General features: G+C 55.6%; 21 protein-coding genes and 4 pseudogenes. All 25 read right to left on the bottom strand.

Going from position 1 to position 19,671, the window contains the following annotated elements; translation table 11 throughout:
* Positions 1-173: 173 nt before the first annotated feature.
* Positions 174-671, bottom strand: a pseudogene (gene rpsE / locus K3T83_RS15730) (30S ribosomal protein S5); the annotation flags it as partial.
* Between the two features lie 131 nt (positions 672-802).
* Positions 803-970 (bottom strand): annotated as a pseudogene (locus tag K3T83_RS56275) (50S ribosomal protein L18); the annotation flags it as partial.
* Between the two features lie 261 nt (positions 971-1,231).
* Positions 1,232-1,411 (bottom strand): annotated as a pseudogene (locus K3T83_RS15720) (50S ribosomal protein L18); the annotation flags it as partial.
* A gap of 165 nt (positions 1,412-1,576) precedes the next feature.
* Entirely contained in the window at positions 1,577-2,152 is a 576-nt protein-coding gene (gene rplF, locus K3T83_RS15715; RefSeq protein ID WP_220203914.1) for a 50S ribosomal protein L6, read from the bottom strand.
* A 13-nt stretch (positions 2,153-2,165) separates the two neighbouring features.
* Entirely contained in the window at positions 2,166-2,561 is a 396-nt protein-coding gene (gene rpsH, locus K3T83_RS15710) for a 30S ribosomal protein S8 (protein ID WP_220203913.1), read from the bottom strand.
* 82 nt (positions 2,562-2,643) lie between these two features.
* Positions 2,644-2,829 (bottom strand): type Z 30S ribosomal protein S14, encoded by a 186-nt coding sequence (locus K3T83_RS15705; protein ID WP_220203912.1) that lies wholly within the window; start codon positions 2,827-2,829, stop codon positions 2,644-2,646.
* A 14-nt stretch (positions 2,830-2,843) separates the two neighbouring features.
* On the bottom strand, positions 2,844-3,386 hold the full coding sequence (gene rplE, locus K3T83_RS15700; RefSeq protein WP_220203911.1) for a 50S ribosomal protein L5: 543 nt from the start codon (positions 3,384-3,386) through the stop codon (positions 2,844-2,846).
* Between the two features lie 2 nt (positions 3,387-3,388).
* Positions 3,389-3,733, bottom strand: a complete 345-nt coding sequence (rplX, locus tag K3T83_RS15695; RefSeq protein ID WP_220208234.1) for a 50S ribosomal protein L24 — start codon at positions 3,731-3,733, stop codon at positions 3,389-3,391.
* Between the two features lie 59 nt (positions 3,734-3,792).
* On the bottom strand, positions 3,793-4,164 hold the full coding sequence (gene rplN, locus K3T83_RS15690) for a 50S ribosomal protein L14 (protein WP_220203910.1): 372 nt from the start codon (positions 4,162-4,164) through the stop codon (positions 3,793-3,795).
* Positions 4,165-4,178: 14 nt separating this feature from the next.
* Positions 4,179-4,541, bottom strand: coding sequence for a 30S ribosomal protein S17 (gene rpsQ, locus K3T83_RS15685; protein WP_220203909.1), 363 nt, complete (start codon positions 4,539-4,541; stop codon positions 4,179-4,181).
* Entirely contained in the window at positions 4,541-4,750 is a 210-nt protein-coding gene (gene rpmC / locus K3T83_RS15680; RefSeq protein ID WP_220203908.1) for a 50S ribosomal protein L29, read from the bottom strand. The genes rpsQ and rpmC overlap by 1 nt, the downstream gene beginning before the upstream one ends.
* Positions 4,737-5,117, bottom strand: coding sequence for a 50S ribosomal protein L16 (gene rplP / locus K3T83_RS15675; RefSeq protein ID WP_236065121.1), 381 nt, complete (start codon positions 5,115-5,117; stop codon positions 4,737-4,739). Before rplP ends, rpmC begins: the two co-directional genes overlap by 14 nt.
* Positions 5,118-5,495: 378 nt before the next feature.
* Positions 5,496-6,308 (bottom strand): annotated as a pseudogene (rpsC, locus tag K3T83_RS56270) (30S ribosomal protein S3); the annotation flags it as partial.
* Positions 6,309-6,335: 27 nt separating this feature from the next.
* Positions 6,336-6,683 carry a 50S ribosomal protein L22 gene (rplV, locus tag K3T83_RS15665; protein WP_220203905.1) on the bottom strand — a complete coding sequence of 116 codons (348 nt, stop codon included), beginning with the start codon at positions 6,681-6,683 and terminating at the stop codon, positions 6,336-6,338.
* 18 nt (positions 6,684-6,701) lie between these two features.
* A complete protein-coding gene (gene rpsS, locus K3T83_RS15660; RefSeq protein ID WP_220203904.1) occupies positions 6,702-6,989 on the bottom strand; it encodes a 30S ribosomal protein S19 in 288 nt (95 codons plus the stop codon).
* A gap of 3 nt (positions 6,990-6,992) precedes the next feature.
* Complete coding sequence (gene rplB, locus K3T83_RS15655; protein WP_220203903.1) at positions 6,993-7,832, bottom strand: 50S ribosomal protein L2; 840 nt, start codon at positions 7,830-7,832, stop codon at positions 6,993-6,995.
* A gap of 81 nt (positions 7,833-7,913) precedes the next feature.
* Positions 7,914-8,210, bottom strand: coding sequence for a 50S ribosomal protein L23 (rplW, locus tag K3T83_RS15650; protein ID WP_220203902.1), 297 nt, complete (start codon positions 8,208-8,210; stop codon positions 7,914-7,916).
* 15 nt (positions 8,211-8,225) lie between these two features.
* Positions 8,226-8,951, bottom strand: coding sequence for a 50S ribosomal protein L4 (rplD, locus tag K3T83_RS15645; protein ID WP_220203901.1), 726 nt, complete (start codon positions 8,949-8,951; stop codon positions 8,226-8,228).
* Positions 8,952-8,956: 5 nt separating this feature from the next.
* The gene (rplC, locus tag K3T83_RS15640; RefSeq protein WP_220203900.1) at positions 8,957-9,766 is read right to left on the bottom strand and encodes a 50S ribosomal protein L3; all 810 of its coding nucleotides are present in this window, start codon (positions 9,764-9,766) and stop codon (positions 8,957-8,959) included.
* A 105-nt stretch (positions 9,767-9,871) separates the two neighbouring features.
* On the bottom strand, positions 9,872-10,177 hold the full coding sequence (rpsJ, locus tag K3T83_RS15635; RefSeq protein WP_220208233.1) for a 30S ribosomal protein S10: 306 nt from the start codon (positions 10,175-10,177) through the stop codon (positions 9,872-9,874).
* Between the two features lie 84 nt (positions 10,178-10,261).
* Positions 10,262-11,467 (bottom strand): elongation factor Tu, encoded by a 1,206-nt coding sequence (gene tuf / locus K3T83_RS15630; protein WP_220203899.1) that lies wholly within the window; start codon positions 11,465-11,467, stop codon positions 10,262-10,264.
* A 369-nt stretch (positions 11,468-11,836) separates the two neighbouring features.
* Positions 11,837-13,912, bottom strand: coding sequence for an elongation factor G (fusA, locus tag K3T83_RS15625; protein WP_220203898.1), 2,076 nt, complete (start codon positions 13,910-13,912; stop codon positions 11,837-11,839).
* Between the two features lie 9 nt (positions 13,913-13,921).
* Positions 13,922-14,392: a 30S ribosomal protein S7 gene (gene rpsG / locus K3T83_RS15620; protein WP_220203897.1), complete on the bottom strand. Its 471-nt coding sequence runs from the start codon at positions 14,390-14,392 to the stop codon at positions 13,922-13,924.
* A 291-nt stretch (positions 14,393-14,683) separates the two neighbouring features.
* Complete coding sequence (gene rpsL / locus K3T83_RS15615) at positions 14,684-15,133, bottom strand: 30S ribosomal protein S12 (protein ID WP_220203896.1); 450 nt, start codon at positions 15,131-15,133, stop codon at positions 14,684-14,686.
* 111 nt (positions 15,134-15,244) lie between these two features.
* Positions 15,245-19,573 (bottom strand): DNA-directed RNA polymerase subunit beta', encoded by a 4,329-nt coding sequence (gene rpoC / locus K3T83_RS15610; protein ID WP_220203895.1) that lies wholly within the window; start codon positions 19,571-19,573, stop codon positions 15,245-15,247.
* Between the last annotated feature and the right edge of the window lie 98 nt (positions 19,574-19,671).

The raw sequence follows: 19,671 nt of genomic DNA, 5'->3' as shown, positions 1-19,671 counted from the left end.
CCACCCCGGTCGCCACCGCGCTGTCCGCCACGCTGATCACCACGCTGACCACCGCGGCGGTCACCAGAGAAGGCTCGGCTTTCGCGCGATTCCTCTTCTCGTGCGGCACGCGCTGCGGCAGCTTGTTCGGCTGCTGCGGCAGTAGCAATGGCGATCTGCTCGGCACGCTTTTTCCCAAGCAGGTCTGCAACGGTCTTGCCGCGACGTGCTGCTTCGGCATCAGGGGAGCGCAGTTCGCGCAACGCTTCCATACATGCCTGGACCGTATTCGCTTTGTTGGTGCTGCCCAGCGTCTTCGTCAGGATATCGCGGATGCCCGCAGCTTCCATGACGGCTCGGACAGCGCCACCCGCGATCACGCCAGTACCGGGGGCCGCAGGTTTCAGGAGGACTTCTGAAGCACCAAACGTAGTTTTCACCAGATAAGGGATCGTGGTCCCGGAGAGGGGAACCTGGATCAGGCGCTTCTTGGCTTCCTCAACGCCTTTACGAATTGCCTCTGTATATTCGCTCGCCTTGCCGAAGCCGAAGCCGACATAGCCATTGTGATCGCCAACAACTACGAGAGCGCGGATGCTAAAGCGTCGGCCACCTTTGACCACCTTCGAGACGCGGCTGACTTCAACCACCGTCTCTTCCAGGTTCAGTTTTGAAGCATCTATTCTTGCCATTTCTTTCCGTCTTAACTCCTCTACCCCACATGTGCCGCGCTAGATCGGGAACGATCTTGCTTTTTGATGTATAGATATCTACTAGCAATATCTACGGGCAGCACACATGGCAGGTCACATCGTTCGTGGCCTTAGAACTTCAAGCCTGCCTCGCGAGCGCCTTCCGCCAGGGAAGCAACGCGCCCATGATAGGCATACCCACCACGATCAAAGACTACCTGACTGACACCTTGTTCCTTCGCGCGCTGAGCAACCAGTTTGCCTACTTCGCGAGCCAGGGCAACCTTACGATTGCTGGCAATTGCGGCCAGCGCCTCAACCGGCGTTTTTGTGCTGCCCTTCTCGGCCTGCGGGAGTACGATTTTGGCCGGAGCAGCCGCTCCGCCTTTTCCGCCCTTCTGAGCCTGCCCACCCTTTGCGGCCTTCTCCGCTTTCGCGCCTTTTCCTTTGGCCGGGGCTGCCTCAGCTGCAGCCTCTACAGAGGGAGCCTCTTCCTGCCGGGTCTCGCTGGCCGATGCGACCGCGACCGGGGCAGGTGCTTGGAAGTCGTGCAGGCTCTCGTCGAGCGATGAAGCGGCGGCCAGTGTGCGGCCCGTCGTATCGTCGATCACCTGAGCATAGATATGATGTCCACTGCGAAACACATTCAAGCGTGGGCGCTCTGTGGAACCTTCCAGACGGCGTCGAATGCGCTGGTGCCGCCGCAGCCTCGCCTGGTTTGCATGAAATTTCTTAATCATCTTTCTAAGCGCAAAAGACAGAGCTGGCTACATATCTGCTTGCCGATGTCTTTTGCCCTCCCCTTTCTTCGCGTAGATGCAACAAAGAGGGACTTCCGAGAAACGTGGTCGGCACTACGGTTCTCCTGGTTCCCCTCTCTTGCACATCAGGTTCGTGTATTCCCGTTATTTCTTCTTACCGCCAACTTTACCTGCTTTACCAGCTTTGCGGCGGACCTTTTCACCGGCGTAGCGAATGCCTTTGCCTTTGTAAGGCTCGGGTTTGCGCACGCGACGAATGCTGGCGGCAACCTCACCTACCAGCTGTTTATCGATGCCGCTGACGCTGACTTTGGTTGCTTTGCTGGCCGCGTCAACTCCATCGACGGAAAGTGTGATGCCATCAGGTGGCTGAACCTGAACGGGGTGCGAGTAGCCAACCTGGATAATCAGATTCTCACCAATTTTTGTGGCGCGATAGCCGACGCCGTGAATCTCAAGCTGCTTGGTGTAACCAGTCGTGACGCCGACAACCATGTTGTTGACCAGCGTGCGATACAGGCCATGCTTGGACCGATGCTCTTTGCTGTCCGAAGGACGAGAGACGGTAAGCGTGCCATCTTCGAGCTTGAGGGTCAGATCGGAATCGATCTGACGAGACAGTTCGCCTTTCGGTCCTTTGACCGTGATATAATTGTCCTCGGTCCAGTTCACCTGTACCTTTGGCGGAACCGCGATTGGAGCGCGTCCAATACGAGACATGTGAAACCTCCCTCTACCAAACGTAGCAGATGACTTCGCCGCCCAGCCCCTGTTTGTAGGCGCTTGTGCCTGTCATCAGACCTTGAGGTGTCGAGAGAATGGCGATTCCCAGGCCACCACGGACGCGAGGAATACCGGCCTTCTTTGTATAGACACGCAGACCCGGTTTGCTGACACGCTTCAATTGTGTTAACACGGGCTTCTTCTCCACATAGCGGAGAGTGAGACGCAGCGTTCCCTGCGGATTATCTTTCAGGATCTCGATATCCTTAATATAGCCTTCTTCTTTCAGCACGCGCGCGAGGCTCAGCTTCATTTTCGACGCTGGAACCAGTACGCGAGTATGTCGTGCTGTGGCCGCATTGCGAATGCGCGTCAGCATATCCGCAATGGGATCAGTCATGTTCATGGAACATCCTCCATTATACGCAGGAGCGAAAACGCTCAGTCAGAGAGTACATCTTCGTCCTTTGCGTGAATCATCTTCGCGACTACCAGCTCGATTTTGTGACACCAGGCAGCTCACCGCGCAACGCACGTTCGCGGAAGCAGATACGGCACAGGCCGAATTTACGTATGTATGCGCGAGGTCGCCCGCAGATCTGGCAGCGGTTGTGGTGCTGCACTTTGAACTTGGGTTTGCGTTGCGACTTCACAATCATTGAGATTTTTGCCATTCCGCCCTCCAGCGCTACTTCTTAAAGGGCATGCCCATCAAAGCGAGCAGCCGTCGTCCCTCTTCGTCGGTGCGGGCGGTAGTAACAATGCTTACTTCCATGCCGCGAACCTTATCGACCTTATCATAATCAATTTCTGGGAAGACCAGTTGTTCCCGCAGACCCAGCGTGTAGTTGCCGCGCCCGTCGAATGCTTCGGGCGAGATGCCCTGGAAGTCGCGAATACGGGGCAGAGCCACGTTAATGAGTTTGTCGAGGAACTGATACATCCGCTCTCCCCGCAGCGTAACCATGCAGCCAATCGGCATGCCTTCGCGCAATTTGAAGGCTGCGACCGAGCGCTTGGCGCGGGTAATGACGGGACGCTGGCCGGTAATCGTGGAGAGGTCCGCGATAGCTGCATCCATCGCTTTGGCGTTCTGGATGACCTCGCCCATACCAATGTTCACGACTACTTTATTTACGCCGGGGATCTGCATCGGGTTCGAGTAGTTGAAATCCTTTTGCAGGCCAGGGGCGACCTCCTGGCGATATTTCTCTTTCAAGCGTGACGCCATGATTAACTACTCCTCGTCCGATCTTCAATAACTTTGTTGCACTTCTTGCAGATGCGCACCGGGCGCTCCTTCTGATCGGCTCCCATCGGGCGGCGATCATGGGCGACGCGGGTAGCTTCTCCGCACTCGGTGCATTTGAGCATGACGTTAGAGACGTGAAGGGGCATGGCTTTCTCGATGATGCCGCCCTGACGCGTCTGTCCCTGTGGACGGACGTGCTTTTTCACGATATTGCGACCCTCAACAATGACCTTGCTGACTTGAGGGAGCGCCCGCGAAACCGTTCCTTCTTTGCCTTTATCCTTGCCTGAGATGATCAAAACGGTGTCACCCTTTTTGATATTCATCTTATTGGCGAGGTGGAGAGGCCTTTTCTCTTTCTGTTTAATTGCCATCTTTTCCCTCGTTAAAGCACTTCAGGCGCAAGCGAAACGAGTCGCATAAAGTTTTTCTCGCGCAACTCGCGGGCGACCGGGCCAAAGATACGCGTACCACGTGGGTTGTTGCCCGGTGCAAGAATGACGGCGGCGTTTTCGTCAAAGCGGATATGTGAGCCATCGGCGCGCACATATTCTTTGGATACACGAACTACCACCGCGTTCACGACCTCACCCTTCTTCACCTGTCCATTGGGGGCGGCCTGCTTGACGGAGGCTTTAATGATATCGCCTACCTGTGCATAGCGCTTGGCAGAGCCGCCGCTCATTACACGAATACACATGATTTCTTTCGCGCCAGTGTTGTCGGCGACCTTTAAGCGTGTCTGTGGCTGGATCATGGATCATCCCTTCCTTATTCTGCCGACTCTTCGCGCGCGTCCAGGTCTGGATCAGCCTCGGCCAGGACTTCTTCAACTGGAACGATGCCACTTCCATGCTTCACAATCTCAATCAGACGCCAGCGCTTGGTTTTGCTGATCGGGCGACTCTCCTCGATGCGAACGAGATCGCCAACCTGACAGCTATTGTTCTCATCATGGGCATGGAAGCGTTTCGTTTGCTTAAACGTACGCTTGTAAATGCGATGTTTCTTCAGGGATTCAACGACTACAACAATCGTCTTATCCGTTTTATTGCTCACCACACGCCCGACTTTTTGGATGCGGCGGCTCTTGACGGGAGCCTCTTGCGTGGTGGCGGTGTTCTGCTCTGTCATTATTCTGCACTCTCCAACTCAGTGAGATGATGCAACAGGCGCGCAATATCTTTGCGGGTCTGTGCAAACACCCGACTGTTTTTCACTTCACCACGCTGCTGCTGCAAGCGGAGGTTGAACAGTTTGAGCCGCAGATCCTTGAGTTCCTTCTGGGCCTCGCCCTCAGTCATCTCCTGAACCTCTTTGCGGCGATCACTAAGCTTCGACACTCTCCGCCTCCCCTCGTGTAATAAAGCGGGTCTTGACCGGCAATTTGTGGCTGGCGAGACGCACAGCTTCTTTCGCAATCTCTTCGCTGACGCCGCCGATCTCAAAGAGGATGCGGCCTGGCTTAATCACTGCGACCCAGTGGTCAACCGCACCTTTACCGCTACCCATGCGGGTTTCGGCAGGCTTGGCGGTGATTGGCTTGTCAGGGAAGACGCGAATCCATACTTTTCCACCACGCTTCATGTAGCGGGTCATCGCGATACGGGCCGATTCTATCTGACGGGCCTCCATCCAGCAGGCTTCCAATGATTGAAGTGCGAACTGGCCGAATGCAATGGTGTTGCCACGATGGGCCTCACCCTTCATGCGGCCGCGATGCTGGCGGCGATATTTTGTTCTTGACGGTGCTAATAACACGACCTTAGCTCTCCCTGGGCGGGGAATAACAGCCCCGCCCCCTATCGTTTACTCGCTCTGAGTAGCTCCGGTATTATCAGGTGGCGTCTGCTGCTGCGTAGCTGGTGCCTCTGGTGCCTGATTGACAGGAGGCGTCTGCTGCTCAGCACGAGGCTCGCGAGGCGGACGCTGAGGACGTTCGCCCTGTTCGCCCTGCGGACGAGGAGTACGAGGGCCACGCTCGCCCTGTGGACGAGGAGGACGCTCGCCCTGTTCGCCCTGCGGACGAGGAGTACGAGGGCCACGCTCGCCCTGTGGACGAGGAGGACGCTCGCCCTGCGGACGAGGACCGCGAGGGCCACGCTCACCTTCCCGGCGCTCTCCACCACGTGATCGGTCTCCTTGCGGACGCGGACCACGCTCACCACCACCACGAGGGCCACCCTCACGGCGGCGCTCACGACGATCTTCACGAGGCTGGGCAATTGGCTGTGACAACGCTTCTGGTGCCTCGCCCGGCTCGCGGCGCTTGGTTGGCAGAATATCGCCTTTATAGATCCATACTTTGATACCGATGACGCCGAAGGTCGTGTGCGCTTCAGCCAGACCGTAGTCTATGTCGGCGCGCAGCGTATGCAGGGGAACCTTCCCCTCGACCTCTTTCTCGGAGCGAGCAATTTCTGCTCCTCCCAGACGACCACCAACAATGATCTTGATGCCTTTGGCGTTGGCACGCATCGCCTTCTGCACAGCCTGCTTCATGGCGCGGCGGAAAGAGACGCGCTTCTCCAACTGCTCGGCGATGCCGCGTCCCACCAGATAGGCGTCCAGTTCAGGCTGGCGGATCTCGTGGATCTCAACTTTGACACGTTTGCGCGTCAGAGCTTCCAGCTTTGCTTTGAGCCGCTCGACTTTTTCACCGCTCTTGCCAATGACGATGCCAGGCTTGGCGGTGCGGATGCGAATTGCAACCTGGTTGGCGGCGGCGCGCTCGATCTCAATCGCAGAGACAGCCGCGTTGACGAGTTCCTTCTGAATGGCCTGACGGATGCGATAATCCTCGGCCAGGATGTCTTTGTAATCACGCTCGGCATACCAGCGAGACTGCCAGCCCTTCACCACACCGAGCCTGAACCCTGTGGGATGTACTTTATGTCCCAAGAGTGTTCCTCCTCTTTACGTTGCGAATTACCGCCTATCAGCCGGATCATCCGAGACGACGACTGTAACGTGACAATAGCGACGCAAAATACGTGCCGCTCGACCGTGCGACCGGGGTTTTACGCGCTTAATCCTGAAGCCGTCATCCGCAGTAATATTAAGGATGTAGAGGTTATCAGGATCGAGATTGTAGTTGTTCTCCGCATTTGCCGCTGCTGAGGCAACAACCTTGCTGACCGGCTGTGCCCCGCCATTAGGCAAGAACTGAAGAACTGCCAGAGCCTCACTGACGCGAAGCCCTTTCACTGCATTTGTGACCAGGCGCATTTTGCGTGGCGGAATGCCAATATCTTTTGCAACTGCCCTGACTTGCATTTCACACCTCTTGCGCCACTATCGAACTGATGTGGTCTTTTCATTCTTGCCGCCCGCATGACCACGAAAATGCCGTGTGGGGGCGAACTCACCTAGCTTATGGCCCACCATATTCTCCGTAATATAGACCGGGATGTGGGTCTTGCCGTTATGGACGCCGATGGTCATTCCCACCATTTCGGGAAAGATCATGGATGCGCGCGACCAGGTTTTAATCAACCGACGATCGCCGCTGCGTCGCATGCCCAGAACTTTCTTCCTGAGCGATTCATGGATATATGGCCCTTTTTTCCTTGAGCGCGACATGGACTACTTCCTCCTCCTGCCAGCGTTGCGTCGTCGGACAATGAATTGATCTGTTCGCTTGTTCCTGCGAGTCTTGTAGCCCAATGCAGGCTTGCCCCAGGGGGTTTGCGGCTTGCCACCAATTGGGGCACGACCCTCACCACCTCCATGAGGATGGTCGCGGGGGTTCATAACAGATCCACGCACCGTCGGACGGCGACCCAGGTGACGGGAGCGGCCCGCTTTACCCAGCTTACGGTTCTCATGATCGGTGTTGCCGACCTGTCCGATGGTTGCCATACAGAGAATGTGAACGCGCCGCTGCTCACCTGATGGCAGACGGACCTGAGCGTAATCGCCCTCCTTCGCCATCAACTGCGCGCCAACGCCAGCGCCACGAACCATCTGACCGCCGCGACCACGCTCCAACTCAATGTTGTGGATGGTAGTGCCGGTCGGGATATTCTTCAATGGCAGGGCGTTGCCTACGCGGATGTCTGCCTCCGGGCCTGCCTGCACACGGTCGCCAACCTTGAGTCCCACCGGAGCAAGGATGTAGCGCTTTTCGCCATCCACATAGTGCAGCAGGGCGATGCGGGCAGAACGATTGGGATCATACTCAATCGCGGCCACTTTCGCTGGCACACCAAGCTTGTTGCGCTTGAAATCGATAATGCGATAGGCACGCTTGGCACCGCCGCCACGATGACGGGTGGTGATTTTACCCTGGTTGTTACGACCAGCGTGCTTTTTGAGTCGCACCGTCAGAGATTTCTCTGGCTTTGTTTTTGTGATCTCCTCGAATGTCGAGACAGACATGCCACGACGCCCAGGAGACGTTGGCCGATACTGTCTAATTGGCATCTTTCAGTCTCCTACCTACTTCCTTTCAGTGGCATGACGCGAAGCGTAGATCCGTAGGATCGTTTGCCACTGCATAAGGAGCTACGCCTTCAATGCGTCGATTGTCTGTCCCTCTTTCAAGGTGACAATCGCCTTTTTCCACTCGCGAGGTGCTACCGGGCGAGGTGCGGACCCGCGCCGTCGAATCATCTTGGGCTTGCCTGGCATGCGCATAATATTGACCTTGACGACCTTCACATCGAAAAGTGTCTCGACGGCCCGGCGTACGTCAATTTTATTGGCACGCAACGCCACTTTAAAGGTATACTTGTTTTGCTCTTGCAGCTTCACCGTTTTCTCGGTGACGATACCCTGGCGCAGTATCTCTGTGATTTCCACAGCTTCTCCTCCTGCCTACTCTTCGCTACTGGACTCAGCCGCTGTCTCGGCAGCAGGAGTCTCTTCTGCGCTATTATTAATAGCGCGGCTCGCTTCTTCTGCGCTCAAGCCTTCGCCAAATACCAGCTCGATCCAGCGGACGGTCTGGACTGGCATGACAACGTAATCGTGCTTTAGCAGTTCCACTACGTTGATCGAGGAGACATGCTGCACCTTTGCCGTTGCAATGTTGCGCGCTGATAATACAACGTTCTCATCGCGCTGTGGCAACATCATCAAGACTTTTTTGCCGTCCGCAGTAGGCAATTTGTCCAGAATGGTAAGCATATCCTTTGTACGTGGTGTCTCCAATGACAGGTCATTGACGACGATCAGGCTCTCGCTGGCAACTTTATCAGAGAGGACCGAGCGAATCGCCAGGCGGCGCATTTTCTTAGGCACGTCATGATGATATGCGTGTGGGCGGGGACCATGTACAACACCGCCGTGGCGGAACTGTGGCGCTCTGGTGCTACCCTGACGCGCGTGGCCGGTCCCTTTCTGCCGATATGGTTTCCTGTTACCGCCCGATACCTCAGCGCGAGTCTTGGTTGAAGCAGTACCCTGACGGCGGTTGACCAGTTGGGCAGTGACCACCTGATGCAGGACCGCAATGTTGGGAGTAACTCCGAACACCCGCTCGCTCAGTTCGAGCTGTTCTACGACCTCTCCGGCCTGATTATATACTGTAGTCGAGGGCATTTCGGTTACCTCATCACATGCTTCTTAATCGTGAGCAGGCCGCCATTGGCACCAGGTACCGAACCCTTGACCACCAGCAGATTACGCTCAGGATCAGATTGAATCACTTCTAGTTTCTTCGCTGTTACGCGCGCATTTCCCATGCGGCCGGCCATACGTGTTCCTTTGAGAACGCGACCGGGAGTTGTGCCGGAGCCGATAGAGCCGGGCGCACGCTGACGGTCGGATTGGCCGTGTGTCTTGGGGCCACCGCGGAAGCCGTGACGCTTGACACCACCCTGGAACCCTTTACCTTTTGAGGTGCCAACGATATCAACTGACTCTCCATCGCTGAAGATGCTGGCATCAAACTGTGTGCCAAGTTGGATATTGGCACTGGTGGTTCCATCCTGTAAGCCGACTTCGCGTAACACCTTGAATGGCCCCAACTCTGGCCCTGGGCGACGCTGACGGTTCTGCTGGACCTTGAGCAGCTTCCGCACCTGTTTGTCTGGTTTCGCTGCGGTCTCGCTGCCTTCTTCTGTCGCGCCTTCCTGCGCCTTCGTCTGCTGTTGATGTGTCTGTAAGCGTTTGCGCTGGGCCTTCAACAATGGCAAGCTATGGCCTAGATGTCCCAACTCCGCACGAGTTGAGTGCTTATTGGTTGCTTGTTGCTCAAAACCAATCTGGACCGCTTCATAACCATCACGGGCAACCGTTTTGATCTGTGTCACGACGCAGGGGCCAACTTCGATAATAGTGACTGGAATTGCTGTTCCGTTTGCCCCGAACACCTGAGTCATGCCGATCTTTCTGCCCAATAATGCATTTAGCATGATTTTTTACCTCTCTACTCATTCAGAAAAAACGCTACGCGTCATCTGAATGGAACGTAGTCTCTTTCTCGCTATCGTAGCGACAATCCCTTGCGGTTGTCACCGTTATAGCTTGATCTCGATATCTACGCCTGCGGGCAGATTCAAACGTGTCAGTGCTTCTACTGTTTTGTTTGTCGGATCAATGATATCGATCAGGCGTTTGTGCGTCCGAATCTCAAACTGTTCGCGAGCATCTTTGTCGATGAAAGGAGATCGCATCACAGTGTATTTATCAATCTCGGTTGGCAGGGGCACTGGTCCTGAGACGCGAGCACCTGTCTGTTGCGCGGTATCTACAATCTGTATCGCCGACTGGTCGAGAATCCGATGATCATATGCCTTGAGGCGAATGCGGATGCGCTGTTTCATTCCCGTAGCCATGTTTGTCTCCTGATGTGGTGTTAACAGAGATCGGTGGGTGTCTGTGTTTCCCACCGATCTATGCACCACTAGTTATTCAATGATACCGGTGCAGTTGCCAGCGCCGACGGTGCGACCACCTTCACGGATGGCGAAGCGCACGCCCGCTTCCATGGCCACCGGCTGGATCAGCTCAACCGTCATCTCGATGTTATCGCCCGGCATCACCATCTCCACCCCCTCTGGCAACTGGATCGCTCCAGTCACGTCGGTCGTGCGGACATAGAACTGAGGACGATAGCCGTTGAAGAAGGGGGTATGGCGACCACCCTCCTCTTTGGAGAGGACATAGACCTGGGCCTTAAACTTCTTGTGCGGCTTGATGGAACCGGGTTTGGCTAGCACCTGTCCGCGCTCGATGTCGGCACGCTCCACGCCTCGGAGCAAACAGCCCACGTTGTCGCCTGCGATGCCGGAGTCCAGCGTTTTCTGGAACATCTCGACGCCGGTGACCACGACGGTGCGGGTCTCCTCTTTCATGCCCACGATCTCGATGTTCTCCCCCACCTTCACCTGTCCGCGCTCGATACGCCCGGTTGCCACGGTGCCACGTCCTTTAATGCCGAAGACATCTTCCACCGGCATCAGGAAGGGCAGATCCACCGCGCGCTCGGGGGTAGGAATGTAGCTGTCCACCTGATCCATCAGCTCCCAGATGCATTTGGCATCGGGATCATTGCGCGAGAGATCGCCTTTGCTTTCCAGGGCTTTGAGGGCCGAGCCACGCACGACGGGCACATCATCGCCGGGGAAGTCGTTCTTGGAGAGCAGTTCACGCACTTCCAGTTCGACCAGTTCCAGCAACTCCTCGTCGTCCATCATGTCGGCTTTGTTGAGGAAGACCACGATGGCTGGCACGTTGACCTGGTGGGCCAGCAGCACGTGTTCGCGGGTCTGAGGCATCGGGCCATCAGGAGCGCTCACCACCAGGATCGCACCATCCATCTGGGCGGCTCCGGTGATCATGTTTTTGATGTAGTCGGCGTGACCGGGGCAGTCCACGTGGGCGTAGTGGCGTTTCTCCGTCTCGTACTCCAGGTGGGCGATCGCGATCGTGATCCCGCGCTCGCGCTCTTCGGGAGCTTTGTCGATCTGGTCAAAGGCCGTATATTTGGCAAGCTGAGCAGCGGCCAGCACTTTGGTGATGGCGGCTGTCAGGGTCGTCTTACCATGGTCAATGTGTCCAATGGTTCCCACGTTCACATGCGGCTTTGTTCGCTCGAACTTTTTCTTAGCCATTTCAATTCCTCTTCGCTTTCAACCTCATTCTGCGTGGTAGCAGAATGGACAAGAAAAGATACTTTGCTCGGTAGGCCTGTCCCTGAGTTCGGCACCGAGCTTTTGTTGATAAACAGTGAGCGCAAAAAAATTGTACTGCCTGTTTACTTCCGACACGACTGACTGAGCCGAAGGCTAGACACGAAGTGTTGCCGTGCCACCTTTAGGTGGTTGTCAGTCGAAATGAGATCCGACTTGATAACTCTCAAGAAAAAAGGAGGATTGCAAGGACTCGATACTTCGTGTCCAGTTTCCCCACCCAACGTAACGCGCCCCGATCCGTCTGGCGACAACCATGAGAGATTGCCGCCGGACGCGAACTATAACGCACTAGCGGTTTGATTTCGTGATAATCTCTTCAGCAACATTCTTAGGCACAGGGTCGTAGAGTGCAAATTCCATTGTGTAGCTTGCACGCCCACTGGTCATTGAACGGAGGTCGTTCACATAGCCGAACATTTCGGCAAGGGGAACATGGCCCCGCACCACATACATCGTTCCACGGTTATCCATGCCCAGGATAGTCCCACGACGGCGGTTGAGGTCGCCGATTACGTCACCGTAGAATTCTTCTGAAGTGGTCACTTCCACCAGCATGATAGGTTCAAGGAGAATTGGTGTCGCTTTGCGTACCGCTTCTTTGATAGCCAGCGAACCGGCCATTTTAAAGGCGGCCTCACTGGAGTCTACATCGTGATATGAACCATCATAAAGAGTTGCTTTTACGTCGATCATTGGATAGCCAGCAACAATGCCGTTCTCCAATGTCTCACGGATACCATTTTCGGTTGGTTTGATATATTCTTTTGGCACGACGCCGCCGACAATAGCATTGACGAACTCAAAGCCTTTGCCGCGCTCGTTTGGCTCGACACGTACCCAGACATCACCATACTGACCGTGACCGCCGGTCTGACGAACGTGTTTACCTTGTGCTTGTGCCTGGCGAGTAATGGTCTCGCGATAGGCCACCTGGGGTCGTCCGATGTTGGCCTCGACCTTAAACTCGCGATACATGCGATCCACGACGACTTCCAGATGTAGCTCGCCCATACCTTTGATAATGGTCTGGCCGCTTTCTGGATCGGTGTTGACGCGGAACGTCGGATCTTCTTCAGCCAGCTTGTTCAAGGCGATGGCCATCTTATCCTGGTCGGCACGCGTCTTTGGCTCAACGGCAATCTCGATCACCGGTTCAGGGAAGGAGATCGACTCTAGAACGATAGGATGCTGTGCCGTACAGAGTGTATCACCAGTGAAGGTATTACGCAATCCCACAGCGGCACAGATATCACCCGCTCGAATCTCGTCAATATCTTCGCGATGATTGGCATGCATGCGCAGGAGACGCCCGACGCGCTCCGTCTTGTCTTTCGTGCTATTCTCAACCGAGGCACCTTTGCTTACTGTGCCGGAATAGACGCGCATATACGAAAGACGACCAACAAAGGGATCAGAAACGATCTTAAAGACCAGGGCGCTGAAGGGAGCATCGTCGCGAACCTCGCGCACTTCCTCTTGATCGGTATCGGGATTGATACCGTGAGGGGCCGGGATGTCCAGTGGCGATGGCAGGTAATCGATGACGGCATCCAGCATGGCCTGCACACCCTTATTTTTCAGGGAGCTGCCACACAGGACAGGTACGAGCTTGTACGAAACTGTTGCTTTGCGCAGGGCTGCCTTCAGTTCCTCTTCGGTGATCTCTTCACCTTCGAGATACTTGAGGGTTAGCTCTTCGTCGGTTTCGGCGATGCGCTCAATGAGAGCTTCGCGGTGCTGTTGAACCTCAGTCTCCATGCTGGTTGGGATGTCGGTGTTTTCCGACTTGGTACCCAGATCGTCGGTGAAGACGATGGCCTTCATGGTCATCAGGTCAACGAAGCCTTTAAAATTGTTTTCGCGGCCCAGCGGAACCTGGATCGGCACGGGAACAGCGCCCAGGCGTTCACGAATCATATCGACTGTGCGCCAGAAGTCAGCACCGGTGCGATCCATTTTGTTAACAAAACAGATACGGGGAACGTTATACTTGTTGGCCTGACGCCAGACGGTTTCGGACTGTGGCTCTACGCCAGCAACAGCATCGAAGACAACCACGCCGCCATCAAGGACGCGCAGGTTGCGCTCGACCTCGGCTGTAAAGTCTACGTGGCCGGGGGTATCGATGATATTGATGTGGTGATCCTGCCAGAAACAGGTGGTAGCAGCGGACGTAATGGTAATGCCGCGCTCTTGCTCCTGTGGCATCCAGTCCATCGTAGCGGCCCCTTCGTGTACCTCACCGATGCGGTGAATTTTTTTGGTATAGAAGAGGATACGCTCGGTAGTTGTGGTTTTACCAGCGTCAATATGAGCAATGATACCGATATTGCGAGTTTTTACGAGTGGATATTCTCTAGGCATGATGTATTTTTACCAGCGATAATGGGCGAAGGCTCTGTTGGACTCCGCCATTTTGTGGGTCTCCTCACGTTTTTTTATGGTTGCGCCTTGACCCGCCGCTGCGTCCATTAGCTCATTAGCCAATTTCTCTGACATCGTGCGACCGTTACGGGAGCGGGCCGCTTTAATCAACCAACGCATGGCTAACGCATTTCCTCGGTCACGGCGAACATCGACCGGGACCTGGTACGTTGAACCACCGACACGGCGGGGTTTTACTTCGATACTAGGTGTTGCATTTTTGACAGCCTGCTCAAACACATCGATGGGAGCACGCTTCTGTTTTGCTTCAATGGCATCCAGCGCATCGTAAAGAATACGCTCAGCCAGGCTACGCTTCCCATCCAACATCAGTTTGTTGATGAAGCGGGCCGCATTGCGGCTCTTGTATTTTGCATCCGGCACATCAGGCCGCCGCACTACTCGTTTTCGTCTTGGCATTATGTTGCCTCCTCAGTTGCCATGTAAGAGACTGATTGTTACAGACACCAGAAAAGGCGTCGATCAGATTGACGAGGATCTTCTCCCCTCAATCGCTCTCGGACGCCTACGTGCGGGTGCCTATCCTTTCGACGGTTCCACTTCTATCGCCAAATTCCAATCGCAGAAACGATCCCTCATGGCTGGCAAACCAGGAGGACACCCGACTATCACCATGTGAGAAACACGATGACCGTGATGACCGACCTACCTGACGGCGCTCAGGCGGTATCTTATCGATTCCAGACGAGCTTAGCGCTTCCCTTTAGCGGGAGCCGCTGCCTGTCCGGGTTTCGGTCGCTTGGCCCCATATTTGGAGCGACCTCTGCGGCGCTTGGAAACGCCATCGCTATCCAATGTGCCGCGAACAATATGGTAACGTACGCTTGGGAGGTCTTTCACACGACCACCGCGAATGAGTACAACCGAGTGTTCCTGCAAATTATGTCCTTCACCAGGAATGTAGGCCGTGACCTCCATCTGGTTCGACAGACGAACACGAGCAATCTTACGCATTGCCGAATTCGGCTTTTTGGGTGTCATAGTACGCACCTGGGTGCAGACACCACGCTTTTGTGGGGAACCCCGCAGACGTGAGGTTCGGTTTTTCAGCGCGTTGTACGAATACAACAGCGCGGGGGCTTTCACTTTTTTCTGCTTCTGCTTGCGCCCCTTACGAATTAACTGATTAATCGTCGGCAAGGAAAGATCCTCCCTGTCCTCGTTCAACAAATCTATTGATAACGGAATAAAGGCGCGGATAGCATAGCTATCCGCGACATTTTGTATCACACTACGCGGTTTGATATGATATCATTCTTCATCGCTGCCGTCAAGTGTTAGACCAAGTGGACTACTCGATCCAACCGTGCTGCCAGAGACGACTCCTACCCCAACCGGGATCGGGTTGAGCCGGGCCGCAGCCGCCTGTTGACGGGCCAACTGCTCTCGCCGCCGCTGGATGATACCAGAACCGGCTGGTATCAGCTTACCGATGATCACGTTTTCTTTCAGACCAACCAGGTGATCGGTCTGTGCCTCGATTGCCGCCTCCGTCAGCACGCGGGTCGTCTCCTGGAAGGAGGCCGCAGCCAGGAAGCTATCTGTGTTGAGCGATGCCTTCGTGACACCCAGCAGCACGGTCTGTGCGGTCGCCGGCTCTCCACCTTCGGCCAGCACGCGTGCGTTGGTGTCCGCGTAGACAAAGCGATCAACCAGATCGTTTGGCAGCATCTCGGTGTCGCCAGGATCATCGACTTTGACGCGCCTCAACATCTGACGAATGATAACTTCGATGTGTTTGTCGTTGATATACACACCAGTATTACGGTACACACGCTGCACCTCTTTGACCAGGTACAGTTGCACCGCTTCGCGTCCCTGGATGCGCAAGACATCCTGCGGGTCGCGCTGTCCGGCGGTAATCGGTGTACCAGCCTGAATTTTCTGGCCGTTGCTGACCACGATATTGCGCGATGCTGGCACCGGATACGAACGCTCTTCGCTCTCCTCGAAGCGGATGACCAGCGAGCCTTCCGCGTTGATGATGGCGACGCCTTCCGTGCGGGACGTGACCGGGACCGGCTCTCCACCGTTCTCGGCTGGCATGAGCGCGATGATCTGTTCCTTCTGAACATGATCGTGATCGCCAACCAGGGTTTGCGTTCCCTGTGGCACTGGATACTCGTCGAAGAAGACGTTGGTAGAGACGACGCGAACCGTACGTGCATTGGTAGACTCGTCTTTGACGATCTCCACCACACCATCGATCTCACTGATCTCTGATTTGTCCTTCGGCACACGAGCCTCGAACAGCTCTTCGACGCGTGGCAGACCTTGCGTGATGTCTCCCTGCGCTCCTGCAATACCTCCGGTGTGGAAGGTACGCATGGTCAACTGCGTGCCAGGCTCACCGATGGACTGGGCGGCGATGATACCGACCGCCGTTCCGGGGCGAACCAGCGTGTTCGCGGCCAGATCACGTCCGTAGCACTTGCGGCAGATACCGCGTCGTGCCAGACAGGTCAGGACCGAGTGGACACGGACAGCCTCGACACCAGCTGCGACGATCTCGTCAACCATCTCGTCGGTTAGCTCGTCGCCGGGCAGGATGTGGTCAAAGCCAGGAATGGCCTCAGCCAGAATACGACCAGTGACACGGTCTTTCAAGCTATCCAGACCCATGCCAACTGAATCGGTGTTGGTAATCAACACGCCCTCAGTTGTACCGCAATCCTCTTCAGTGACGATGACATCCTGTGCCACGTCGATGAGGCGGCGCGTGAGATAGCCAGACTCAGCAGTACGCAGGGCTGTATCGGCCAGACCTTTACGAGCGCCGTGACTACTGATAAAGTACTCCAACACGCTCAGGCCTTCGCGGAAGTTACCACGAATAGGAATGGCGATGATCTTACCAGACGGACTTGCCATCAGACCACGCATACCGGACAACTGACGGATCTGCTGGAACTTTGCTTTGGTCGCGCCCGACTTTGCAATGGTGTAGATCGAGCCGAACGGATCGAGCGTGGCCTCCACCATCTTAGTTACATTGTCGGTAACTTCGTTCCAGATATCAACGGTCTGCTGATATTTCTCGTTGTCGGTGATCAGACCTTCACGATACTGCTCTTCCAACTCCGAGATCCTGGCGTCAGCTTTTGCCAGTTCTTCCTGTTTGCCAGTCGGCACTTTGACATCGCTAATGGCGATGGTGGCACCGGCTTTGGTGGCATATGAGAAGCCCAGGCGCTTGATCTCGTCGGCAAGCTCCGTTGTCTTGACACGTCCATAGACTTTGAAGCAGTCGGCTATGATCTGTTTCAGGTTTTCCTTTTTCATGGCGTAGTTGCGGTAACGGATGCGCTCCGGCAGGGCTTCGTTGAAGATCAGACGCCCGACCGTCGTTGTTACCAATTTGCCGTTGCCATGAATGACAGGTTTGGCTGGAGGTGGCTCGTCATACACGTCTACATCGCCAATACGCACTTTGATGAGCGCCTGGAGTTCAATGATGCCGTGCTGGAAGGCCAGCAGCGCCTCGGATGCATCGGTGAAGACGCGACCCTCGCCTCGCTTGTTCGGACGATCCTGTGTCAGGTAGAAGCAGCCCAGCACCATATCCTGGCTAGCACCAATCGATGGTTTGCCATCGGCGGGCGAGAGCAGGTTGCGGTTGGACATCATAAACTGACGGGCCTCGTCCTGCGCTTTGTCGGAGAGCGGCACGTGAACGGCCATCTGGTCTCCATCGAAGTCGGCGTTGAAGGCAGAACACACCAGCGGGTGGAGCTGAATGGCGCTACCTTCAACAAGCACGGCTTCAAATGCCTGAATACCAAGTCGGTGCAGCGTTGGTGCGCGGTTGAGCAGCACTGGATGGTCCTTAATGACCTCTTCCAGCACGTCCCAGACCTCCGGCTTGACGCGCTCGACAAAGCGTTTTGCGCTCTTGATATTGTGAGCAAAGTTCTGCTCGACCAGTTTGCGCATGACAAAGGGCTTGAACAGTTCCAGCGCCATACGTTTTGGCAGGCCGCACTGGTGCAGTTTCAGGTCTGGGCCAACCACGATCACGGAGCGACCGGAGTAGTCCACACGCTTACCAAGCAAGTTCTGACGGAAGCGACCCTGTTTGCCTTTGAGCATATCGGACAGGCTCTTGAGCTTATGGTTGCCCGAGCCAGCCACCGCACGACCGCGACGACCATTATCGATCAGAGCATCGCAGGCTTCTTGCAGCATGCGCTTCTCGTTGCGGATGATGATCTCCGGCGCACCCAACTCAAGCAAGCGTTTGAGACGGTTGTTGCGGTTGATTACGCGGCGATACAGGTCGTTCAGGTCCGAAGTTGCGAAGCGTCCGCCGTCGAGCTGTACCATTGGGCGCAGATCAGGAGGTAGCACTGGTAGTACAGTCAGGATCATCCACTCCGGCGAAGTGGCAGATTTGCGGAAAGCCTCGACGACCTTCAGACGTTTGGTGGCCTTTTTGCGGCGCTGTCCAACCGTCGAACTGATCTCATGGCGCAGATCACCTGAGAGTTTATCCAGGTCGATGTTCGAGATCAACTCACGAACAGCCTCGGCTCCCATACCTGCGCGGAAGACATCGCCAAAGGCATCTTTCAGTTCGCGATAGCGATTTTCCTGAAGCAGATCCATTTTCTTGATCCCCTCCAGGTCGCGGCGCAACTGTTCGAGGCGCTGACGATTCTCGTTGCGCTCCTTCTCAAGCTGCGACTGAGCCGAATCGATTTTGCCCTGGAACTCTAAGCCCAGGCGATCCGTCTCGCGTCGTCCCTCTGATTGGGAGGCATCCAGTTCGCGGCGTGCCTGTTCTGCGATGGCGTTACGGGCCGTCTCCGCGACGCGCTCAAGCACTTCAAGATGTTTGGGTGAGACGACATCGTTCGCTTTGACGATGACGGTATCGGTCGGAGCGAAGATGATATCGTAATCGGTTGCCTGACCCATCGAGTCGCGCAGTTCGGAGAGTGTATCGCTCTCGGCGCGGCGTGCTGCTTCGAGATCCTGCTCCCGTTTCTCTTCGATCTCCTGACGGCTGGTCTGCGAATAGCGCTGTTCCGTCTCTTGAATAGCACTATCGCGCTGGGTGCGCAGGTTATTGATGCGATCCAGCACCTTGCTGTCGAGATTCTGTTCCAGCGAGACCATCTCTTCGTCCAGGCGCATCAGTTCGCGCTGGCGGGCTTCCTCGTCAACATTGGTCACTACATAGAGTGCAAAGTAGAGGATGCGCTCCAGGTTACGGGGCGAGAGGTCGAGCAGCAGACCGATGCGGCTGGGCGTTCCCTTGAAGTACCAGATATGGCTGACCGGGGAAGCCAGTTCGATATGGCCCATGCGCTCGCGTCGCACTTTAGAACGTGCCACTTCGACGCCGCATTTATCACAAACGATGCCCTTAAAGCGGACTCGCTTATATTTACCGCAGTAACACTCCCAGTCTTTGGTCGGTCCAAAGATACGCTCACAGAACAGGCCGTCCTTCTCCGGTTTGAGTGTACGGTAGTTGATAGTTTCCGGTTTCGTGACCTCGCCATAGCTCCAGCTGCGAATTTGCTCGGGGCTGGCAAGGCTGATACGGATAGCGTTAAAATCGTTGACTTCGAGCATGCTACCTCCTGCAAGTAGGGACATAGGCATGATGTCCCACTCCGCCGCTAGTGGAGGAGTGGGCACACCATGCACAACAGGTGCTACCTTTCTGACTG

The organism is Reticulibacter mediterranei, from assembly GCF_016587455.1.
Note: the sequence above shows the minus strand (reverse complement) of the source record. Positions and strands in the feature narration are given on the sequence as shown.